This window comes from Saccharopolyspora taberi, from assembly GCF_039534165.1.
Lineage (GTDB): Bacteria > Actinomycetota > Actinomycetes > Mycobacteriales > Pseudonocardiaceae > Saccharopolyspora_D > Saccharopolyspora_D taberi.
The window spans coordinates 25,811-46,041 of record NZ_BAAAUX010000033.1; the positions used below are offsets into that span (position 1 = coordinate 25,811).

The following is a 20,231-nucleotide window of genomic DNA, read 5'->3' on the forward strand; positions in this document are numbered from 1 at the left end:
AAAATCCCGTCACTCGCGGCGGGTGTCGGCGTACGCCTCCAGAGCGGCGAGCTGCGCGGGGTCCAGCGACGGGCGGACGGCGCCGCGCGCGGTCGCCAGGTGCGCGGCCGAAACCTCCGCCGCGGACAGGGATTCCCGCATCGCGGTGAGCGCGGCCTCGCGGATCAGCGCCGCGCAGTCGGCGGCGGAGTAGCCGTCGAGGGAACCGGCCAGCGCGGTGAGGTCCACATCGGACGCGAGCGGGGTGTTCTTCGCCGCCGACCGCAGGATCGCCTCCCGCGCGTCGGCGTCCGGTGGCGGGACGTAGACCAGCCGCTCCAGCCGTCCGGGCCGGAGCAGGGCGGGGTCGACGAGCTCGGGCCGGTTCGTCGCGCCCAGCACGACGACGTCCCGCAGCGGTTCGACGCCGTCCAGCTCGGTCAGCAGCGCGGCCACGACGCGGTCGCCGACGCCGGAGTCCGACGACTGCCCGCGCCGCGGTGCCAGCGCGTCGACCTCGTCCAGGAACACCAGCGCCGGGGCGGCATTGGACGCCCGCAGGAACAGCTCGCGCACGGCGCGTTCGGACTCGCCGACGAACTTGTCCATCAGCTCCGCGCCCTTGACCGAGAGCACGTTGAGCCGCCCGCTGCCCGCCAACGCCCGCACCAGGAACGTCTTCCCGCAGCCGGGCGGGCCGTAGAGGAGCACGCCGCGAGGTGGCTGGACGCCGAGCCGGGTGAAGGAATCCGGGTACTGCAACGGCCACAGCACGGCTTCGGTCAGCGACTGCTTGACCTCGGTCATGTCGCCGACGTCGTCGAGGGTGAGGCCACCGGTCTGCAAGTTGTCCGATGTGGACATCGAGATCGGCCGGACGGAAGCCAGCGCGTCGAGCAGATCCTGTTGCCCCAGAACGGGATCCGCAGCGCCGTCCTGCTGCCGCAGCGCGGCGATGACGGCGGACTCCCGGCACAGCGCGACGAGGTCGGCGGCCACGAACCCGGGGGTGCGCTCGGCGACCTCGCCGAGCCGGACGTCGTCGGCCAGCGGAGCGTTGCGCAGCAGCACCCGGAGCAGGTCGGCGCGGGTCGCCGCGTCGGGCAGGCCGATGGTCAGCTCCCGGTCGACCAGCCCGGGTTCGCGCAGCCGCGGGTCGACCGACTGCGGCTGCGCGCTGGTGACCACGATCGCGAGCCGGTCGGTGCCGATCGCGGTGCGGAGCGCGTCGAGGACGACGGTCGCCAGCGGAGGCGGTTCGGCGGCGGGCAGCAGATCGTCCACATCGGTCACCAGCAGGACGCACCGGCCGCCGCCCTGGGCGATGCCCGTTGCCTGGTTCAGCGCGGTCTGGACCCGTTGCGACGCGGTGCGGGCCTCCAGCGCGGCAGCGCTCGGCGCGCTCAGCTCGACCAGCTCGGCGCCGACCTCACCGGCCACGGCGCGGGCGAGAGTGGCCTTCCCGACTCCGGAGGGGCCGCTGAGCAGCACGCCCAGGTGAGGCTGGGCGCCGAGCCTGCGGAGCAGGTCGGGCTGTTCGAAGGAGAGGCGCAGCCACTCCGCGAGCCGACCGGCGGTGTCGCGGGCGCCGACGAGGTCGGAGACCGCGACGGCCGGTTCGGCGGGGGGAGCGGGGCTTCGGACGGGCGCGGGGCCCTGATCAACCGCGGTGCCCTGACCGGGTCCGGAGCCCGGCCCGGGAACGGAACCGTCCCGCCATTCGACCACAGTGGACGGTTTGACCGCGACGGCCCCGGAGGGCTCGGTAGCGGTGATCGTGATGAGCTCGTTGGTCCAGGTCATGCCGATAGCGGCGGACAACTTGCGCCGCACCTCACCGGCATCGCCCGAACGAGCAGGCGAGACGTCCTGCGGCAACAGCGTGACGGTGTCACCGGTGCGGAAGACCTTGCCGGTCAACGCCAACCGAACGGTCTCAGGAGAGACGGTGGCGGTCGCCATCCGAGAACCGGAAACGGAGATCCGCTGAGCGGTCGAGACCTCAGCGGGAGCGACGCCCACCTCGGCCCCCTCGGCAAGCCCGAGGTTCGCCAACGCGACGTCGTCGAGCAGCAGAACGCCGGTAGGCCCACCGGGCGCAGCAGCAGCGGCCAGCGCCACGGTCACCCGACTCCCGGTGAGCTGCACCGCGCTCCAGGGCCGCAGCCCGAGCGCGTCGAGCACCTCGGGGTGCAGCCGAACGACACCCCGACGCGTGTCGGTCGCGGACGGGGAAAGGCGAGCGGTGAGCGTCAGCGAAGCCACTCCCGCAGCTTAGGTCGGTAGCCGGGAAGCGGGAGGCGGCGGTGACCGAAAGAACGCACGAGCTGGAAGAGGTCCCCACCCACGAGGGAGGGGTTTGGTTCTCATCCCGTCGACCTGGCGCCAGCCCAATCAGACCGTGTCAAGGGGGCACAGACAAGAAAACCGCAGCGCCCAAGCAGAACGGCCCCCTTGACGCGGTCTGATAGCCCTCCGTGGAGGTCGACGGGATGAGAACCACCCCAACCGAACCGCAGCGGAGATCGAGGACTCATCCCGGAGACCTGCCGGGGGTCTGGGGCCGGCGAGGGCCCCAGAAACCACGAGCCCTACCGGACTCCGAACCGGCAGAGCCGCTTCGGTCCCGGAGACCTGCCGGGGGTCCGGGGTCGGCGAGAGCCCCGGAAAACCCCACGAAACCGCAGCTAAACCGCCAAAGCCCCTCCGCCCCCGGAGACGACCCTCACCGCCCAGGCCCCCCACGATCCCGCCGAAGCCCCAACCGCCGCCAGCTCAACCGAGGCCCCTCGGGCCGACTGCTCCGCCGAGGCAGCCGCACCCGCGGCGACGCCCCCGCGACGCTGCGCCGCAGCGGGGGCCGGAGGCCCAGCCGCCGCTGCGCGCGGCGGCGGATCGCCCGCCGCTCCCGCGGCGCGGCCTCCCACGCCTCCGGGTGCGAGGCCAGCCAGCGGTACCGGTACACCGCGTACGGGATGTGCAGCAGGTACACCACCAGCGCGATCACCAGCGAGATCAGCGGGAACGTGATGATCCCCGCCGCGAGCAGGGCGACCGCGACCAGCAGCGGGGCCGCAGCCTTGGGCGGGACCCGGACGGTCTTGAGCGACAGCGTCGGAACGCGGCTGACCGCGAGCGCGGCGATCGCGACCATCCACACCATCACCACCGGCTGCTGCGCCCACCAGCCGAGGTAGCCGAAGTGCGCGGTCAGCACCAGCGGCAGCAGCGCCAGCAGGCCGGCCGCCGGGGCGGGCACGCCGACGAAGAACTCCTTGGCGAACGGCGGCTGCGCGGTGTCCTCGAGCAGGGTGTTGAAGCGGGCGAGCCGCAGCACCATGCAGACCGCGAAGATCAGGGCGATGACCCAGCCCGCGCGGTTGTCCTGCAGCTGCCACACGTACAGCGTCAGCGCGGGCGCGACGCCGAAGGACATCGCGTCGGACAGCGAGTCGAGTTCGGCGCCCATCTTCGTGGTGGCGTCGAGCAGGCGTGCTATCCGGCCGTCCAGCGCGTCCAGCACCGCCGCGACCGCGATCGCGGCGATCGCGCCGGTCGGCTGCTGGTTGAGCGCGAACATCACCGCCGACAGGCCGGCGCACATCGCCAGCACGGTGACGGCGTTGGGCAGCAGCCGGACTCCGGGGGTGTCGCGCATGCTCATGCGCGGGCCAGTTCGGCGACGACGGTTTCCCCGCCGATGGTGCGCTGGCCGGGCTCGACGAGGACCCGGCTGCCTGCGGGGACGTAGAGGTCGACCCGGGAGCCGAAGCGGATCAGCCCGTAGGTGTGGCCCGCGAGGACCTGGTCGCCCTCGGCGGCCGAGCAGACGATCCGGCGGGCGACCAGCCCGGCGATCTGCACCACGGCGACGCTCGTGCCGTCCGCGCCGCGGATGAGCATCGAGTTGCGCTCGTTGTCCTCGCTGGCCTTGTCCAGGTCGGCGGACAGGAACTTGCCCGGCCGGTAGGCGACCTTGGCGACCTCGCCCGCGAGCGGGATCCGCTGGACGTGCACGTCGAAGATGGTCAGGAACACGCTGACCCGAGTCATCGGCGCGTCGCCGAGCCCGAGCTCGGCGGGCGGCACGGCCTGCTCGACGTGCGCGACCGTGCCGTCGGCGGGAGCCACCGCGATCCCGGTGCGGTTCGGGGTGGTGCGGCGGGGCTCGCGGAAGAACCACGCGCACCAGGCGGTGAGGATGCCCCCGAGGACCCCGGCGCGGCGCCAGCGGCGACGCAGCAGCAGGGTTGCGACGGCGGCGCCGAGCACGAAGGGCCGACCGGCCGGGTGCATCGGCGGAACCGTGTCGCGGGCGAGCGCGACCAGGTGCGCCAGCGGGCTTGTCTTCGGTTCTTGCTCGGTGCTCATCGAGGTACTACGCCCCTGCGTCGGAGGTCATGGTGCGGCGGGATGGGCCCACCGCGGGCGGCGGCCGTCGCCACCGTGTCGTCGGTACAGCATCGCGGACGCGACCAGACTACCCGCGAGAGGGTGCGCAGTTGATCAACAAATGCCGCCTGACCAGCACGGGATGGGCAATCTCACCAGCCGGCGCGGCCGGGGTCCCTGCGGGCGGAGCGCGGCGAGGACGTGGGCACGAGCGGGGCGATCGTGAGGAAGACGCCGGTTTCGGGCGGACCGACGGCCGCCCGGGCACGGGCTCAGGCGCGCCTGCCGAGGCGGCGACGCGGGTTCGGGTGGGCCCGATCGCGGCGGTGACGTGAGTGGGCGGGTCGGTTGCGGCCAAGACGTGGGGTCAGGCAGTCCGGCCGTGTCGAAGGCGTGGGTTCGGGTGGGCCGACTGCGGCGAAGCCGTGGGTTCAGGCGGGGCCGACTGCGGAGGAGAGGCGAGTTCAGGTGGCCCGACTACGGCGGCGACGCGGGTTCAGGTAGGCCGACCGCGACGGCGACGTGAGCGGGCGGGCCAGCCGCGGCGGAGACGTGGCGTCAGGCGGACCGACAGCGGCCAAGACGCGAGGCCAACCAGCCCGGCCGTGCGCCCGCGTGCGCCGACCGGCAGCAAAACACGGGCCACCCAGCCCGTCCGCTGCGAAGACGTGCGCCCCCGTGCGCCAACCGCGACGAAACCGTCGCTCCAACCAGCCCACCGCGCCGAAGACGTTGATGCCGGAGCGGGACCGGCGCCCCCGAAGCGCCGGTGCCGCTCCGACACCGCGACCGCCAAGCGCCTCCCCGTTGGCGCCAAACGGCCTCCCCCGATATGGGTCCGTGCACCCCCCGACGGCACACGGTCCCGGTCCGGCTCGATCCCGTTCGGATCCGGGAAAGGCGGACATCTCTGAGATGTAGCAGATCCACGGGTTGTTACGCGGTTTCCAGTGTAATTGAGTTCACAGAAAGTCCGTAGCCGCTATCGGAGGACATTCAGACCACGTTCAGTAACGAAGCGTCAGGAACAGGGGGAACATCCTTCACCCGTCCGCGAAGTCGCGTTGGTCGTCCACCACCATCCGAGCGCCCATCAGCTCGCCCAGCCCGCCGTAGGGGTCGCCGTGCTCGACGGAGTCCGCCGTGCTGCGCAGCGCCACCGCGGCCGAGTCGTCCGGACCGGCCCGCACCACGCCCTCGTCGAGTGCTGACACCGCGTAGTCGTCCAGGTAGAGCTCCAGCGACAGCGACCAGCCGCGGCGCTCCTGAACCAGGTTCGCCGACGCCACGTCCCGGCTGTCCACCCACTGCGCTCCCGCGCGCTCCCGCAGGTCGGCCACCGCCGCCTCGGCCAGCTCCGCCAGCTCCCGCTGCTCGGCCCGCCGCGCCCGCGCGCTAGCGCCCGCGAGCAGCCGCTGCGCGGTGCTCGCCCGTGACGGCAGCAGCAGCAACCCGCGGTCGGTGACCACCAGGTCGTAGCGCTCGCCCGCGCACTCGACCGGGCTGACGACGCCCGCCGACTCCGCCTCCGGCTCCGCCGCTGGCGGCCTGCGGTGGTTCAGCGCGACGCCGAGCTCGACCAGCGCCCGGTGCAGCCCGGGCACCAGCCGCGGATCGGCCACCGCCGGGCGGACCAGCCGGTCCGGGTCCAGCGGGCGCCCGCTGGCCAGCCGCACGACCGACGGCCCGGCCCAGTTCAGCTCGTGGTGCGCGCGACCGGCGCAGACCAGCGAGTCGACCACCGCGCCGCCGAGCAGTTCGGTGAGGGTGTCGACCGCCGCCTCCGCGACGCGGCCGGGGTCCAGGCCCGGGTTCAGCGCCGGGTTGATCAGGTCCGGTCCCTCGCCCCGGTGCACGGCCTGGAGGATGCCGCCGATCGCGGGGTCGGCGCTGACCCCGCTCTGGGACACCGCCGAGCTCAGCAGCGCCGCCTGCTGGTGGACCTGCTCGGCGCCCGCCAGCCGCGCCAGCTCCGGCCACGGCACCCGCGGGCCGAGGCCGTCGACCAGGAGCCGGTCCTCCAGCTCGGGAACGCTCTTGCGCGGCGAGCGCAGCAGCGCGAACGCGGGCTTGTCGTCGACCTCCCGGTCGCCGCCACCGCCCCGCTTGATCGCGTCGATGCGCACCTTGGTCGTCGTGTGGTCACCCGCGGGGACCTCCTCGGCGATGGCCTGCTTCGCCCGCTCGGCCAGCCGCGGCTTGCGCTCCGGGTTCTCCATGAACGACCGGAAGCCGAGCAGCACGTCCGGGGTGCGTCCGACGCTGACGGCCATGCTCAGGTACTCCTCGGCGTACTCGCGCCAGCCGAACCCGATCGCGGTCGTCTTGCGCAGCGCGGTGACCGCGGCCTTCTTGCCCGCGACCCGCGCCGACACCGCGTCGCCGGTCAGCTCCAGGTCGCCCGCGGTGGTGGCCGCGGTCGCGGTCAGCAGCCGGGCGTAGCCGGCGAACAGCCACTTCGTGGGACCGCCGGTGAGCCCGTCCGCGGTCCGCTCGACGCTGGTCGCCGCCCGGTGGGCCATGGCGGTGAGCCTGCGGCTCCCGGAGAACCGGCCGATCTCGCGCGCCAGCACCGCGCGCAGCTCGCTGACGGTCAGTCCGGCCAGGTACGGCAGGCCGATCTCCAGGTACCGGCGCCGGACCCGCAGCCCCAGCAGCGCGGTGTCCTCGCGGACGCCCGCGTGCGGTTCCGAGGTGATCCGGACCTCGTGGATCGCGGGCGCCCCGGCCGCGTCGGCGATCGACTGGACCGCCTTCCACAGCCCGGGCTGCTCCGACCTGTCCACCGCGACGCCGCGCGGCTGGTTGCGCGTGCGCAGCACCGCGCGCAGCCCGACCGCGATCACCGCGCCGACCACGACCGCCGCGAGGGCGGCGCGCAGGCCGCCGCCGCGGTCGTAGCCGAAGGTCAGCGCTGCGATCGCGAGCAGTCCGAGGACGAGCCCGATCGGAAGGGCGAAGAAGCCGATGTGCAGCGCCAACGCGAGGATGGCGCGCCAGGGGCCACGCAATGTGCTCTAACTCCCGGTCGAGGGGGGCGGGTGGGGGTGCAGTCTTCGCGGAAAACGATCGGTCGTCAATCCGTCAACCATACGTCCACTGTGGACCCTTCCGGGATGAGCTGGGTGCTCTCCGGGATTTCGATCAGGCAGTTCGATCCGGCCATCGCGGACAACAGGTGCGAACCCGGCCCGCCGCGCGGGGTCACGGTGGTGGTCGCCGGGTCGAACCGAGCCCTGCGGTACTGCCGCTTGCCCGCGGGCGCCCTGAGCTCCTCGGTGATCGTCGCGGAGCGGATCTCCCGCCGGGTGCGCAGGTGCCCGGCCGCCGCGCGCAGCGCGGGCCGGACGAAGACCTCGAACGAGACCATCGCGCTGACCGGGTTGCCCGGCAGGCTCACCACCGCGGGCCCGCCCCGGTAGCGCCCCGATCCCTGCGGCATCCCGGGCTGCATCGCGACCTTCATGAAGTCCACGCCGTTGCCGGTCAGGGCGTCCTTGACCACTTCGTACGCGCCGGCGCTGACTCCACCCGAAGTGAGGATCAGATCGGTCGAGTCCAGTTCCGGAGCGAGCACGGCGTGGAACGCGTTCACGTCATCCGGCACGAACCGGAGCAACCGCGCGTGCGCGCCGGCCTCGCGCACCGCTGCGGCCAGCATCAGGCCGTTCGACTCGTAGATCTGCCCCGGCTGCAACGGTTCTCCGGGCGCGACCAGCTCCGATCCGGTGGACAGCACCAGCACCCGCGGCGGCCGGTGCACCGGCAGCTTCTCCGTGCCCACGGCGGCGGCCACCCCGAGCTGCGCGGGGGTCAGCGAGGTGCCGCGGGTGAGCACGGTCGCGCCCGTCCGCACGTCCTCGCCCGCGCGGCGGATGTGCGCGCCGGGCGCCGCCGACGCGCGGACGCGCACCTCGGAGACGCCACCGTCGGTCCGCTCGACCGGGACCACCGCGTCCGCGCCGGGCGGGACCTGGGCGCCGGTCATGATCCGGTGCGCGGTGCCCGGTTGCAGCGGCGGGTTCTGCACCCGCCCGGCCGGCAGGTCCTCCGGGACCGGGAGGAGCACCGGGGACTGCTCGCTCGCCCCGGCCACGTCGACCGAGCGCACCGCGTAGCCGTCCATCGCGGAGTTGTCGAACGGCGGCAGCGGGATCGGCGCGGTCAGGTCCGCGGCCAGCGCGAGCCCAAGGCAGTCGGCCACCGGCAGGGACTCCACCGGGGTCGGCACCAGCAGGTCGGCGATCCTGCGCTGGTAGTCGACGACCGGCATCGGCTCGGGCGTTGAGGTTGCATTCGGCACGCCCCGATGATCGGTCATCGCCCCCGCCGCTGTCCTCAGTGGCGTGCGCAATCCCATCGGGCGATGGGCGTGGCAGACTTCGAACGCTGGGGGCGTGACCGCGCGCAGCTGCCCGGAGCAGGTCTTTGACAGAGCAGGTCCTTTTGACCGAGCAGGGCTTCGGACAGGGCAGGGCTTCCGCCGCGCGAGCCGGCCAGCGAACGGTTTCGAAGGAGGATTCACGTGCAGGTACGCACCCGTCACACCCCGTCGTTCGGCGTGGCGAGGCTCATGCTTGCGCCGGGGGAGCCGGTCCAGGTCGAGTCCGGCGCGATGTTCGCGACCAGCTACGGCGTGACCGTCGAGGCCCGCGCGCAGGGCGGGTTCCTGAAGTCGCTGGCGCGGGCGGCGCTCGGCGGCGAGTCGCTGTTCGTCTCCACCTACACCGCGCCGCAGCAGGGCGGCTGGGTGGACGTGGCGCCGAACCTGCCCGGCGACCTGAACGTGCTCGAACTCGACGGCCGCACCGGCTGGTGCGTGACCCGGGGCTGCTGGCTGGCGTCGGCGAGCACCGTGCAGATGGAAACGCAGTGGGGCGGGTTCCAGAACCTGTTCGGGGGTGAGGGCGGATTCATGACCCACCTCGCCGGGCAGGGTCCGGCGCTCGTGTCCTGCTATGGCGCGCTCGACGTGATGACCCTGCAACCCGGTGAGTTCGTCACCATCGATACCGGGCACGTGGTGGCATATGCCGACACGGTGCAAACCCGGCTGCGCCAGATCAATCAGGGAATAACGCAGTCCCTCAAGAGCGGTGAAGGACTCGTGTTCGATTTCGCCGGACCCGGACAGGTCCTGACCCAGACCAGGAATCCGCGCGGTCTGGTCACCTGGTTGCAGGCAAACGGATTGGGCGCGCGTTCCTGACCGCCCAATCCGGTTGTTTTTGCGCGCCGCGTCACCCGGTGGAACAGCGCAGGCCCGGTGGGGCCGGCCGCGCGACCGGGTTCCTGAATCGGCTGAGCGGGGAATCCGCATTGGTACGACGAGGGGATCGGAGTTCGCGGTCGGCCGCCGCCAGAAGATCGAACCGGCAGATCGATAACTGAGTGTGGCCGTCGAAAACACCCGTTCGGCCCAGTGTTTCGCGGAAAAGTTGCATTGCCGAACCCGCGACGAGATCCATTTTCTCGGGTAGCGTTGCTCGTGCTCCATCGGCGTGCAATGCGCCGTGCATCACATTTCCAGGGAGGACGCCGTGGCGGTCGGCACGGTCAAATGGTTCAACTCGGAGAAGGGCTACGGGTTCATCGCGACTGACGGTGGGCCCGATGTGTTCGTCCATTACTCCGCGATCAACATGTCCGGATTCCGCACGCTGGCCGAAGGCGAGCGGGTGGAATTCGAGGTGAAAGCGGGGCGCGACGGCCGCAGCCAGGCCGACGGCGTGCGCAAGCTCGACAGCAGGCAGTGAGAGCGGCCCGCCCGCGGCTCGCGATCCGCTCGCCGGCCGGGCCGCGGGCGCGCTGAGCGTCACCGACCAGGCCCCTGCGGGCATCAGGGTGGTCACGCCTCGGTGGAACCCGCAGACGGGTGGAACCGCGAAACGTTAGGCTGCCTCGCGTGTCGGAAGACCTCACCGGACGTCGTCTGGGCCACTACAAGATCGACGGAGTGCTCGGTCGCGGCGGGATGAGCGTGATGTACCGCGCGACCGATACCCGCCTTGGCCGCAAGGTCGCGCTCAAGGTCATGGGTGAGCACATCACCGGTGACGCCGAGTTCCGCGAGCGGTTCGTCGACGAGGCGCGCAACACCTCGGCGATCGACCACGCCAACATCGTTCCGCTGTACGACTTCGGGGAAGTCGACGGCATGCTCTACATCGCGATGCGGCTGGTGGACGGCTCCGACCTGGCGAGCAAGATCAAGGACGGGCCGATCTCGGCGCAGCGCGCGCTGGAACTGCTCGGGCAGGTCGCCGAAGCGCTGGACATGCTGCACGAGCGCGGCCTGGTCCACCTGGACCTCAAACCGGCCAACGTGCTGGTCACCTCGCGCGAGTCGTCCAGCGAGCACGTCTACCTCGCCGACTTCGGCCTGACCCGGCGCGGCGCCACCGGGCACCGCACCAGCACCGGCGACTTCCTCGGCTCGCCGACCTACGCCGCGCCCGAGCACCTGCGCGGTGAGCCGGTCGACGGCCGCACCGACCTGTACGCGCTGGCCTGCATGCTGTTCGCCTGCCTCACCGGCCGCCCGCCGTTCCAGGGCCAGGTGCAGGAGGTCATCCAGGGCCACCTGCAGGGCGAGCCGCCGAAGGTGACCTCGCTGGTGGTGCTGCCCGCCGAGATCGACGACGTCCTGCGCCGGGGCATGGCCAAGACCGCCGACCAGCGCTACTCCACCTGCAAGGGCCTGATCGTGGCGGCGAAGGCGGCGCTGGCGCCGGTGGCGGGCGACGGCACCCCGCGCAGGCAGGGCGAGGTCCGGACCGGTCCGCCCTCCGGCGCGCAGCCGGTGCAGCACTACCCGGGCCCGCAGCCGCAGCAGCCGTACCCGGCGGCCCCCCAGCCGCAACCACAGCCGCAGTACCAGCAGCCGCCGCGCCCGCTGCCGCCCCCGGGCAACGACCCGGTCCGGCTGCGCCCGCCGATGCCGGTCGGCTCCTCGTCGTTCGCGACCAGGCAGAGCAACCCGGCGAAGTGGATCGTGCCGATCCTGGCCGCGGTCGCGCTGATCGTGGTTGTGGTGTTGTTCATCGTGATGGCCAACATGTCCGGCTCCGGCAGCGGCGGCAGCGAGCCGACCACCACGGAGACCTCGTCGTACAACAGCAACGACATCCCGACCGCGGTGCCGACGGTCGGCGGCTGAGCCAGGCGGCGGGTCACCCACCAGCCGCTTCTCGCTTGCACTCGCCGTGAGTGAGTGCTAAACACGGTACTGGCACTCAGCAAGGTTGAGTGCCAGGTCGGGACGGTGAGGCCGTTCTCGGCGGTGCCACACGACGGCGCCGCCGTCCGGTCGTCCGTCGCGGGCACCGAGCCTGGCCGAGCACGAGTCCTGCCGCGGGGAAGTACCTGTCCTCCGCGGCGTCCAGACAGGTGGAGGACCACACCGCAATGGCCAAGATGATCGCGTTCGACGAGGACGCCCGCCGCGGTCTTGAGCGCGGCATGAACACCCTCGCCGACGCCGTCAAGGTGACGCTCGGCCCGAAGGGCCGCAACGTCGTGCTCGAGAAGAAGTGGGGCGCGCCGACCATCACCAACGACGGCGTCTCCATCGCCAAGGAGATCGAGCTCGAGGACCCGTGGGAGAAGATCGGGGCCGAGCTGGTCAAGGAGGTGGCGAAGAAGACCGACGACGTCGCGGGTGACGGCACCACCACCGCCACCGTGCTGGCCCAGGCGCTGGTGCGCGAGGGCCTGCGCAACGTCGCGGCCGGCGCCAGCCCGATCGCGCTCAAGCGCGGCATCGAGAAGGCCACCGAGGCGATCGCCGAGCAGCTCCTCAAGAGCGCCAAGGAGATCGAGACCAAGGACCAGATCGCCGCCACCGCCGCGATCTCCGCCGGCGACCGTCAGATCGGCGAGCTCATCGCCGAGGCGATGGACAAGGTCGGCAAGGAAGGCGTCATCACCGTCGAGGAGAGCAACACCTTCGGGCTCGAACTGGAGCTCACCGAGGGCATGCGCTTCGACAAGGGCTACATCTCGCCGTACTTCGTGACCGACTCGGAGCGGATGGAGGCGTCCCTGGACGACCCGTACATCCTGCTGCTGAGCTCGAAGATCTCGAACGTCAAGGACCTGCTCCCGCTGCTGGAGAAGGTCATGCAGTCCAACAAGCCGCTGCTGATCATCGCCGAGGACGTCGAGGGCGAGGCCCTGGCGACCCTGGTGGTCAACAAGATCCGCGGCACCTTCAAGTCGGTCGCCGTCAAGGCCCCCGGCTTCGGCGACCGCCGCAAGGCGATGCTGCAGGACATGGCCATCCTCACCGGTGGTCAGGTCATCAGCGAAGAGGTCGGCCTGAAGCTGGAGACCGCGGACCTGTCCCTGCTGGGCCAGGCGCGCAAGGTGGTCGTCACCAAGGACGAGACCACCATCGTCGAGGGCGCGGGCAGCGACGAGCAGATCTCCGGCCGGGTCAACGAGATCCGCGCCGAGATCGAGCGCTCGGACTCCGACTACGACCGCGAGAAGCTGCAGGAGCGGCTGGCCAAGCTGGCCGGCGGCGTGGCCGTGATCAAGGCCGGTGCGGCGACCGAGGTCGAGCTCAAGGAGCGCAAGCACCGCATCGAGGACGCGGTCCGCAACGCCAAGGCCGCCGTGGAGGAGGGTGTCCTCGCCGGTGGTGGCGTGGCCCTGCTGCAGGCGACCGTGGCCGCGTTCGACGGCCTCAAGCTGGAGGGTGACGAGGCGACCGGCGCCAACAGCGTCAAGCTCGCCGTCGAGGCCCCGCTGAAGCAGATCGCCATCAACGCCGGCCTCGAGGGCGGTGTCGTCGCGGAGAAGGTGAAGAACCTGACCCCGGGTCACGGCCTCAACGCCGCGACCGGCGAGTACGAGGACCTGCTGGCCGCGGGCATCATCGACCCGGCCAAGGTCACCCGTTCGGCGCTGCAGAACGCCGCTTCCATCGCCGCGCTGTTCCTGACCACCGAGGCCGTGGTCGCGGACAAGCCGGAGAAGGAGTCCGCGGGCGCCGCTGCCGGTGCCGACCCGATGGGCGGCATGGGCGGCATGATGTAAGTCCTGCTCCGCAGGTTTCGAAGGGCCGTTCCCCTCGGGGAGCGGCCCTTCGTGCTGCCTGGGTACGGTCCGGGCATGGCTGCGCTGCTGGAGGTCATCGTGCTGGACGCCCGCGACGCGGAGGCCGCCGAGGACGGCGGGGCGGACCGGCTGGAGCTGGTCCGCGACATGGCCTCCGACGGGCTCACCCCGGATCCGGCCGCGGTGCGCGAAGTCCTCGCCGCGACCGGCCTGCCGGTGCGGGTGATGGTCCGCGAGGACACCGGTTTCCTGGCCGCGGACGTCGACGCGCTGCGCGCCCGCGTCGCGGAGCTGCGCGAGCTGGGGGCCACCGAGTTCGTGCTGGGGTTCCTCGACGAGCACGGCCAGGTCGACGTGGGCGCGACCCGCGCGGTCGTCGGTGAGCTCGGCCCGGAGTGCGCCTGGACCTTCCACCGCGCGGTCGACCACGCCGCGCACCCCCGGCTCGCCTGGGACCACGCGGTGTCGCTGGGGCCGGACTGCGTGCTCTCGGCCGGAGACCCCGAAGGAGTCGGCGAGGGCCTTGCCCACCTGCGGGAACGGGCCGAGCAGCAGGACGTCGACGGGGTCACGCTGCTGGTCGGCGGGGGCCTGCGGGAGGAGCACCTGCCCGAGCTGCGGGCCGCCGGCGTCACGGCTTTCCACATCGGCAGCGGGGCCCGCGGCGGGTGGTCCGAGCCGGTGAGCGCGGAGCGCGTCCGGCGGTGGCGGGCGCTCGTCAGCTGAGAGCGAAGCGGTTCAGGTCCACCTGCCGGGGTGACGCGCGGGGGTCGACCGTGTGATGTTCTGGTGGGAACGATGATCGGCGGAGGTTCGCGCATGTCCATTTCGCGCAGGTCCCGGTGCGGCCAGTCGTCGCCGCGGGGCCAGTCGTTGCGGCGCGGCCAGTCGTCACGGCGCGGCCAGTCGTCGCGGTGCGGCCAGTCCAGGTCTGGCTGGGTGGCGGCGCTGACGGGCGCGGTCGTCCTGCTGGCCGGGTGCACCGGCGGTCAGCCGGGTCCGCCGCCCTCGCCCGGTCCGGCGACGACGGCGCTGCCGCCCGCCGAGATCCCGCAGGTCACCCCGCAGCCGCGGGAGCTGGTCCGGCTCGGCGACGACATCGCCGTGCACGGCCGGGTCGAGCTGGTCGTCGATCCGATGGCCGATCGGCCGGCCAGGGACCTCGCGACGCGGGTGCTGCGGACCGCCGGAGCCGAGGACGTGGTCGTCCGCGAGCCGGGGCAGCCCGCGGAGGGCGTGGCGCTGTCGGTCCGGCTGGGCGACCGCGGCTCCCCGACCGTCACGAAGACGTTGCAGGAACTCGGCTTCGAGGCCCCGATCCCGATGCCGCCAGAGGGGTACGTGCTGGCCGGTCGCGGCGGGCCGAACCCGGTCCTCGTGCTCGGCGCGTCCGATCCGGCGGGCGCGTACTACGCGGTGCAGACGCTGCGCCAGCTCGCCTCGCCCGGCCGGATCTCCGGCGTCGGCGTGGTGGACCACCCGCGGATGCCGATCCGGGGCAGCATCGAGGGCTTCTACGGCAGCCCGTGGACGCACGCCGAACGCATGGACCAGCTCGACTTCTACGGCGACGTCAAGCTCAACACCTACGTCTACGCGCCGAAGGACGACCCGTACCACCGCGAGCGCTGGCGCGAGCCCTACCCGCCGGACAAGCTCGCCGAGGTCAAGGAGCTGATCGGGCAGGCGGCGGCGCACCACGTGAAGTTCACCTTCGCGCTCTCGCCCGGCACGTCGATCTGCTACAGCGACCCGCGCGATCCGCAGGCTCTGGTGGGCAAGCTCCAGGCGATGTACGAGGCCGGGGTCCGCGACTTCTCGGTCCCGCTGGACGACATCTCCTACACCCGCTGGAACTGCGCGCAGGACGAGCAGCGCTACGGGCAGCCGTCCGAGGGCGCGGCCGGGCAGGCCCAGACCGACCTGCTCAACCACGTGCAGCGGGAGTTCGTCGCGACCCACCCGGACGTCTCGCCGCTGCAGATGGTGCCCACCGAGTACTCCGATGTGGACGATTCGCCGTACAAGACGGCGCTGCGGGAGGGGCTGAACCCGCGCGTCCTGGTCATGTGGACCGGTGACGGCGTGATCCCGCGCCGGATCACCGTCTCCGACGCGCGGAAGGCCGAGCAGGTCTGGGGCCGCAAGGTCTTCCTGTGGGACAACTACCCGGTCAACGACTTCGACAAGTCGGTCGGGCGGCTGATGCTCGGCACCTACGCCAAGCGCGAGCCGGGCCTGGGCGACCAGCTCGTCGGCGACGTGGTCAACCCGATGAACCAGGCGGCGGCGAGCAAGGTCGTCGAGACCGGCGCGGCCGATTTCGCCTGGAACGACCTGGACTTCGACCAGCAGCGGGCCTGGCGCGCGGCGGCGGAGTACCTGGCAGGCGACCGGCTGGCCGGGCCCCGCCCGGGCCTGACGGCGGATCCGGCGGTGGCCGAGTCGCTGCTGGTGTTCTTCGACCTGGAGCACATGGCGCCGCTGGCCAACGGCAGGCCGTGGCTGGAACCGGCACCGGCGCTGGCGGCGCGGACCGCGCGGTTCCACGAGATGTGGGGCGCGGGCGACCGCGCGGGCGCGGTCCGCGAGCTGCGGCCGTACGCGCAGGCGATCGCGGACGCGCCGGGGCGCATCCGGGCAGGCGCGGCGCCGGACTTCGTCTCCGACGCGGCGCCGTGGCTGGACGCGACGGTGTTGTGGGGCCGGTCGCTGCTGGCCGCGCTGGACGGGCTGGAGGCCCGGACCGGCGGCGACGCGCCGGGCGCGGAGGAGCGGTTCCGCGAGTCCGCGAGGCTCGCCGAGCAGGCGGGGCGGATCGAGACCATCCCGGGGGAGACCCGTCCGCACGGCCCGGTCCGGGTCGCCGACGGCGTGCTGGACGTCTTCATCCAGCAGGCCCCGGGCCTGCGGTGAGTTGGTGGAATCGGGCTCGTCCTGAGCGGCGGTGCCTCGGACGTCATCACTCCTGCGGGACGATCAGCCAGCAGGCAAGGTAGAGCAGGATCCCGGTCCCGAAGCCCAGCAGCGCTGCGGCGACCAGGACCACCCGGATCAGGGCCGCGTCGACGTCGAGGGACCGGGCCGCGCCGCTGCACACACCGGCGATCATGACGTTTTCCCGGCTGCGCCGGAACTTCCGGCTGCTCCGCTGGGCGTTGAAGTAGTGCACGTTGGCGTTCTCGCTCATACCGCCATCGTGCGCGGCGGCGCGGTCCGCGACCTCCGGGAACAACCCCGGCGCGACCCGGACCGGACCCCGAGGAGCCGGTCACCGGACCCCCGGGGCCAGGTCAGCCGACCGTCGGCCGGTGGACGTCCAGCAGGTCGACGCCCTGCGCCTCCCACCGGTCGTAGAGCACGTCGCTGCCGTAGCGGGCGACCAGCTGCGCCTCGCCCCGGGTGATCGGCAGCAGGGTGATCAGCTGGAGCACCGGTTTCCCGTCGTGCAGCAGCACGTCGAACTCGTCGCCGAGGTACGGGTGGGGTGCGGCGAGCGCGCCGCTGATCTCGGTTTCCGGCAGCAGCGCGCGGTCGTTCATGATCAGCGCGCCGTAGCCGACGCGGCTGCGGGACTCGGTGAGCAGTTCGGCGATCACCCCGGTGAGGTGCCGCGCGTAGCGCTCCTGCGCGGAGTGCACCGTGCACACGAGTTCCTGCGGCAGCGGTGCGCCCGCGGTGTGGTCCCGCAGGCCGCTGGTCAGGACCGACACGCGCGTGCGGTCGTGGTGGTCGCAGTAGACGAGGTGGTAGCCGCGGTCCCGGCCACCGGCTCGACTGCTGTCGGCGCCCCGGACCGGACCGATGTGGGTCTCGATGTGGGCGGGAAGTCCGCTGAACCGGCTCATGTACCGGAGATCGTAGGGCGTTGCGCGGACTCGCCGCTGCGGCGGGGCAAGCCGAGCGCGGCGCGCAGCGCCCGGACCCACGGCGACCACCGCGCGGGCCGCCGCACGGTTCCGGTCAGATCGCGCTCGGCCCGGTCGAGCGCGTCCTCCAGCGCGGCGTCGTGCATGGGCCGCCACAACAGCGGCCAGGTGAGCACCGCCCAGCCGCGGGCGCGCATCGACAGCAGGTGGTGCAGTTCCGCGCCTTCGCCGCCGGTTTGCACGGAGAACTCGTGGAAGCCGGCGAAACCGCGCGGGGCGGTGAACCGGAACCGCACCCAGCGGCCCGGCGCGTAGCCGACGACGTGGTAGCGGACCGGGCCGTGCCCGCCGACCGCCCCGACGTCCAGCGGCCGGTCGAACCGCATCGGCCCCCAGTCCAGCGGCCACAGCCGGTCGTCTTCGGCGGACAGCGAGTCGATCAGCCGCCCGACCTCCTCGGGGTCGGCGGGCAGTCGGCGGACGTGCGTGTTGTGGACCTGCATGGCGGCCTCCTTATTGGAGAAGTCTCTCTAAAACTCAATTGGAGCATAGTCTCCACAACATGGGCAGGCCACCACGACACGACGCGGACAAGCTCCTCGACGCGGCCGTCGGACTCGTCGCCGAGGGCGGGCCGAGGGCGGTGACGATGGCGGCGGTGGCCAGGGCGGCGCGGGCGCCGAGCGGATCGGTCTACCACCGGTTCCCCGACCAGCCGGCGCTGCTGGCCGAGCTGTGGCTGCGGACCGTCACCCGGTTCCAGGCGGGATTCCTGGCGGCGCTCGACTCCGGCGGCCCGGTCGCCGGTGCCCGGCACGTGGTCGAGTGGTCGCGGCGGAACGTCCCGGAAGCGCGGGTGCTGCTGGCGGGCGCGAGAGCGTTCGGCGAGCCCGACTGGCCGCAGGAGGCCAGAGACCGGCTGGCGGCGGCCAACGAGGAGGTCTTCGCCGCCATGCGCAGGCTCGGCGCGGAACTCGGCTTCACGCGCAAGCGGGAGATGTCCCGCTTCCAGCTCGCCGTGGTCGACCTGCCGTACGCGGTGGTGCGGCGGAACCTGCTGCGGGGCGAGGAGATCCCGGCCTTCGAGGCCGACGTCGCGGCCGACGCCGCGCGGGACCTGCTCGGTTGAGTCTCCAGTGTGGACGGTTTCGGCGGGAGAGGCCGCGGCTCCTGCGGTTGGGCGGGCTGGACTCGCTGTCGAGCGTGGATCGGTTCGGGCGGGGCTCGTGCTGTCGGGTTCGGACGGCCGGGCCGGGATTCGTGCCGTCGAGTGCGGATCGGTTCGGGCTGGGGCTCGTGCCGTCGGGCTTGGGCGGCCGGGGCTGGGGCTCATGTCGCCGAGTGCGGATCGGTTCGGGCCGGGATTCAGGCTGTCGGGCTTGGGCGGCCGGGGCTGGGGCTCATGCCGTCGAGTGCGGATCGGTTCGGGCCGGGATTCAGGCTGTCGGGCTCGGGCGGCCGGGGCTGGGGCTCATGCCGTCGAGTGCGGATCGGTTCGGGCCGGGGCTCATGCTGTCGAGCGCGCGGCCGGGCTGAGGCTCATGTCGCCCAGTGCGGATCGGTTCGGCCCAAGGGCGCATGCCGCCGAGCCCCCGGCCCGGCCCATGCGAACGGTCCGGAGTCCGCCGTTGCGCCCACGGCCCGGCCCCGAGCGCCCCGGCTCGACCGGTGTTTTCCGCCGCCCCGGCGGATACGCTCGCGGCATGGTCGACGACCCGCTGGGCATGAAGTCGCCCGCCGACGTGGCGGCGGCGCTGGACGCGACCGGGTACCTGCCCGACGACGGCATCGCCACCGCCGCCTTCCTCTCCATGCGGATGCGCAGGCCGCTGCTGTGCGAGGGCGAGCCCGGGACCGGCAAGACCGCGCTCGCGCAGGCGCTGGCGAGCGCGCTCGGCGTCGAGCTGATCCGGTTGCAGTGCCACGAGGGCATCGACGCCGCGCAGGCCCTCTACGACTGGGACTTCCCGCGCCAGCTGCTGCACCTGCGCACGCTGGAGGCCGCCTCCGGCGGCGCGCTGGACGCGGGCGCGGCCGAGTCGTCCCTCTACACCTCGCGGTTCCTGCTCGCCCGCCCGCTGCTGCGCGCGTTGCAGGAGGCGCCGTGCGTGCTGCTGGTCGACGAGATCGACCGCGCCGACGACGAGTTCGAGGCGTTCCTGCTCGAAGTGCTCTCCGAGTACGCGGTGAGCATCCCCGAGTACGGCGAGGTCCGGGCCACCGAGCCGCCGATCGTGGTGCTGACCTCCAACCGCACCCGCGAAGTGCACGACGCGCTGAAGCGGCGTTGCCTCTACCACTGGCTGGAGCACCCGGGCCTGGACCGCGAGGTGGCGATCCTGCGCAGGCGGCTGCCCGGGATCTCGGCCGGGCTCGCCGGGCAGGTCGCCGCGACCGTGCAGCGGATGCGCCAGTTGGAGCTGCTCAAGCCGCCGGGCGTGGCCGAGGCACTGGACTGGGCGCAGGCGTTGCAGGCGCTCGGCCGCGAGGAGCTGGACACCGAGGTCGCCGCGAGCACGCTCGGTGCCGTGCTCAAGTACCGCGAGGACGCCGAGCGGGTGCGTGCCGCCGGATTGCAGATCGACTGACGGGAGAACGTGGTGGCCGACCGGGTGCTGACCGGGCTCGTGGGCTTCGCCCGCGCCCTCCGGCACTCCGGCATGGCCTGCGGACCCTCCCGCGTGCAGGCGTTCCTGACCGCCGCCGGGCACGTCGGCATCGACGACCGGGACTCCCTGTACTGGGCGGGCAGGCTCACGCTCTGCTCCGAACCCGAGGACATCCCCCGCTACGACACCGCGTTCGCGTGCTGGTTCGGCGAAACCCCGCTCCCGGCCCCGGCCGCCGGGCGCTCCGCGCCGCGTCCGGCCCGCATCGCGGCGTTGACCGCCGCGGGCGCGGGCGAGGACGCGGCGGAGCCGCTGGCCG

At 72.7% G+C, this 20,231-nt stretch carries 16 protein-coding genes and 1 pseudogene; 9 read left to right on the forward strand and 8 right to left on the reverse strand.

Annotated features, from left to right (window positions below):
- Positions 1–9: 9 nt before the first annotated feature.
- From ABD691_RS30955 to moeA, 5 genes are all read right to left on the reverse strand, one after another.
- Positions 10–2,244, reverse strand: coding sequence for an AAA family ATPase (locus tag ABD691_RS30955; protein WP_344685804.1), 2,235 nt, complete (start codon positions 2,242–2,244; stop codon positions 10–12).
- A 460-nt stretch (positions 2,245–2,704) separates the two neighbouring features.
- The gene (locus ABD691_RS30960; protein ID WP_344685805.1) at positions 2,705–3,643 is read right to left on the reverse strand and encodes a CDP-alcohol phosphatidyltransferase family protein; all 939 of its coding nucleotides are present in this window, start codon (positions 3,641–3,643) and stop codon (positions 2,705–2,707) included.
- Positions 3,640–4,350, reverse strand: coding sequence for a phosphatidylserine decarboxylase (locus ABD691_RS30965; RefSeq protein WP_344685807.1), 711 nt, complete (start codon positions 4,348–4,350; stop codon positions 3,640–3,642). The genes ABD691_RS30960 and ABD691_RS30965 overlap by 4 nt, the downstream gene beginning before the upstream one ends.
- Positions 4,351–5,414: 1,064 nt before the next feature.
- Complete coding sequence (locus tag ABD691_RS30970) at positions 5,415–7,382, reverse strand: M48 family metallopeptidase (protein WP_344685809.1); 1,968 nt, start codon at positions 7,380–7,382, stop codon at positions 5,415–5,417.
- 65 nt (positions 7,383–7,447) lie between these two features.
- Positions 7,448–8,692 carry a molybdopterin molybdotransferase MoeA gene (moeA, locus tag ABD691_RS30975; RefSeq protein ID WP_425565198.1) on the reverse strand — a complete coding sequence of 415 codons (1,245 nt, stop codon included), beginning with the start codon at positions 8,690–8,692 and terminating at the stop codon, positions 7,448–7,450.
- A gap of 204 nt (positions 8,693–8,896) precedes the next feature.
- On the opposite strand from moeA, the gene ABD691_RS30980 reads away from it, so the two are divergent.
- The 6 genes from ABD691_RS30980 to ABD691_RS31005 all read left to right on the forward strand — a co-directional run bounded on the left by ABD691_RS30980 (position 8,897) and on the right by ABD691_RS31005 (position 16,350).
- Entirely contained in the window at positions 8,897–9,580 is a 684-nt protein-coding gene (locus tag ABD691_RS30980) for a TIGR00266 family protein (protein ID WP_344685810.1), read from the forward strand.
- Between the two features lie 331 nt (positions 9,581–9,911).
- Entirely contained in the window at positions 9,912–10,127 is a 216-nt protein-coding gene (locus ABD691_RS30985) for a cold-shock protein (protein ID WP_344685812.1), read from the forward strand.
- A gap of 149 nt (positions 10,128–10,276) precedes the next feature.
- A complete protein-coding gene (locus ABD691_RS30990; protein WP_344685814.1) occupies positions 10,277–11,530 on the forward strand; it encodes a serine/threonine protein kinase in 1,254 nt (417 codons plus the stop codon).
- A 248-nt stretch (positions 11,531–11,778) separates the two neighbouring features.
- Entirely contained in the window at positions 11,779–13,413 is a 1,635-nt protein-coding gene (groL, locus tag ABD691_RS30995; RefSeq protein ID WP_344685816.1) for a chaperonin GroEL, read from the forward strand.
- 75 nt (positions 13,414–13,488) lie between these two features.
- A complete protein-coding gene (locus ABD691_RS31000; protein WP_344685818.1) occupies positions 13,489–14,160 on the forward strand; it encodes a copper homeostasis protein CutC in 672 nt (223 codons plus the stop codon).
- A gap of 213 nt (positions 14,161–14,373) precedes the next feature.
- A complete protein-coding gene (locus ABD691_RS31005) occupies positions 14,374–16,350 on the forward strand; it encodes a glycoside hydrolase family 84 protein (protein ID WP_344685819.1) in 1,977 nt (658 codons plus the stop codon).
- Positions 16,351–16,396: 46 nt separating this feature from the next.
- Here the strand turns inward: ABD691_RS31005 and ABD691_RS31010 are convergent, their stop codons facing one another.
- The 3 genes from ABD691_RS31010 to ABD691_RS31020 form a co-directional block, all read right to left on the reverse strand.
- Positions 16,397–16,624, reverse strand: coding sequence for a PspC domain-containing protein (locus tag ABD691_RS31010; protein WP_344685820.1), 228 nt, complete (start codon positions 16,622–16,624; stop codon positions 16,397–16,399).
- 103 nt (positions 16,625–16,727) lie between these two features.
- Positions 16,728–17,282 carry a suppressor of fused domain protein gene (locus tag ABD691_RS31015; protein WP_344685821.1) on the reverse strand — a complete coding sequence of 185 codons (555 nt, stop codon included), beginning with the start codon at positions 17,280–17,282 and terminating at the stop codon, positions 16,728–16,730.
- Complete coding sequence (locus tag ABD691_RS31020; RefSeq protein WP_344685822.1) at positions 17,279–17,806, reverse strand: SRPBCC family protein; 528 nt, start codon at positions 17,804–17,806, stop codon at positions 17,279–17,281. Before ABD691_RS31020 ends, ABD691_RS31015 begins: the two co-directional genes overlap by 4 nt.
- A 59-nt stretch (positions 17,807–17,865) precedes the next feature.
- Between ABD691_RS31020 and ABD691_RS31025 the strand changes: the two genes are divergently transcribed.
- The 3 genes and pseudogenes from ABD691_RS31025 to ABD691_RS31035 form a co-directional block, all read left to right on the forward strand.
- Positions 17,866–18,432: a TetR/AcrR family transcriptional regulator gene (locus ABD691_RS31025; RefSeq protein ID WP_344685823.1), complete on the forward strand. Its 567-nt coding sequence runs from the start codon at positions 17,866–17,868 to the stop codon at positions 18,430–18,432.
- Between the two features lie 574 nt (positions 18,433–19,006).
- Positions 19,007–19,891: an AAA family ATPase gene (locus ABD691_RS31030; protein WP_344685824.1), complete on the forward strand. Its 885-nt coding sequence runs from the start codon at positions 19,007–19,009 to the stop codon at positions 19,889–19,891.
- 12 nt (positions 19,892–19,903) lie between these two features.
- Positions 19,904–20,231, forward strand: a pseudogene (locus tag ABD691_RS31035) (vWA domain-containing protein); the annotation flags it as partial.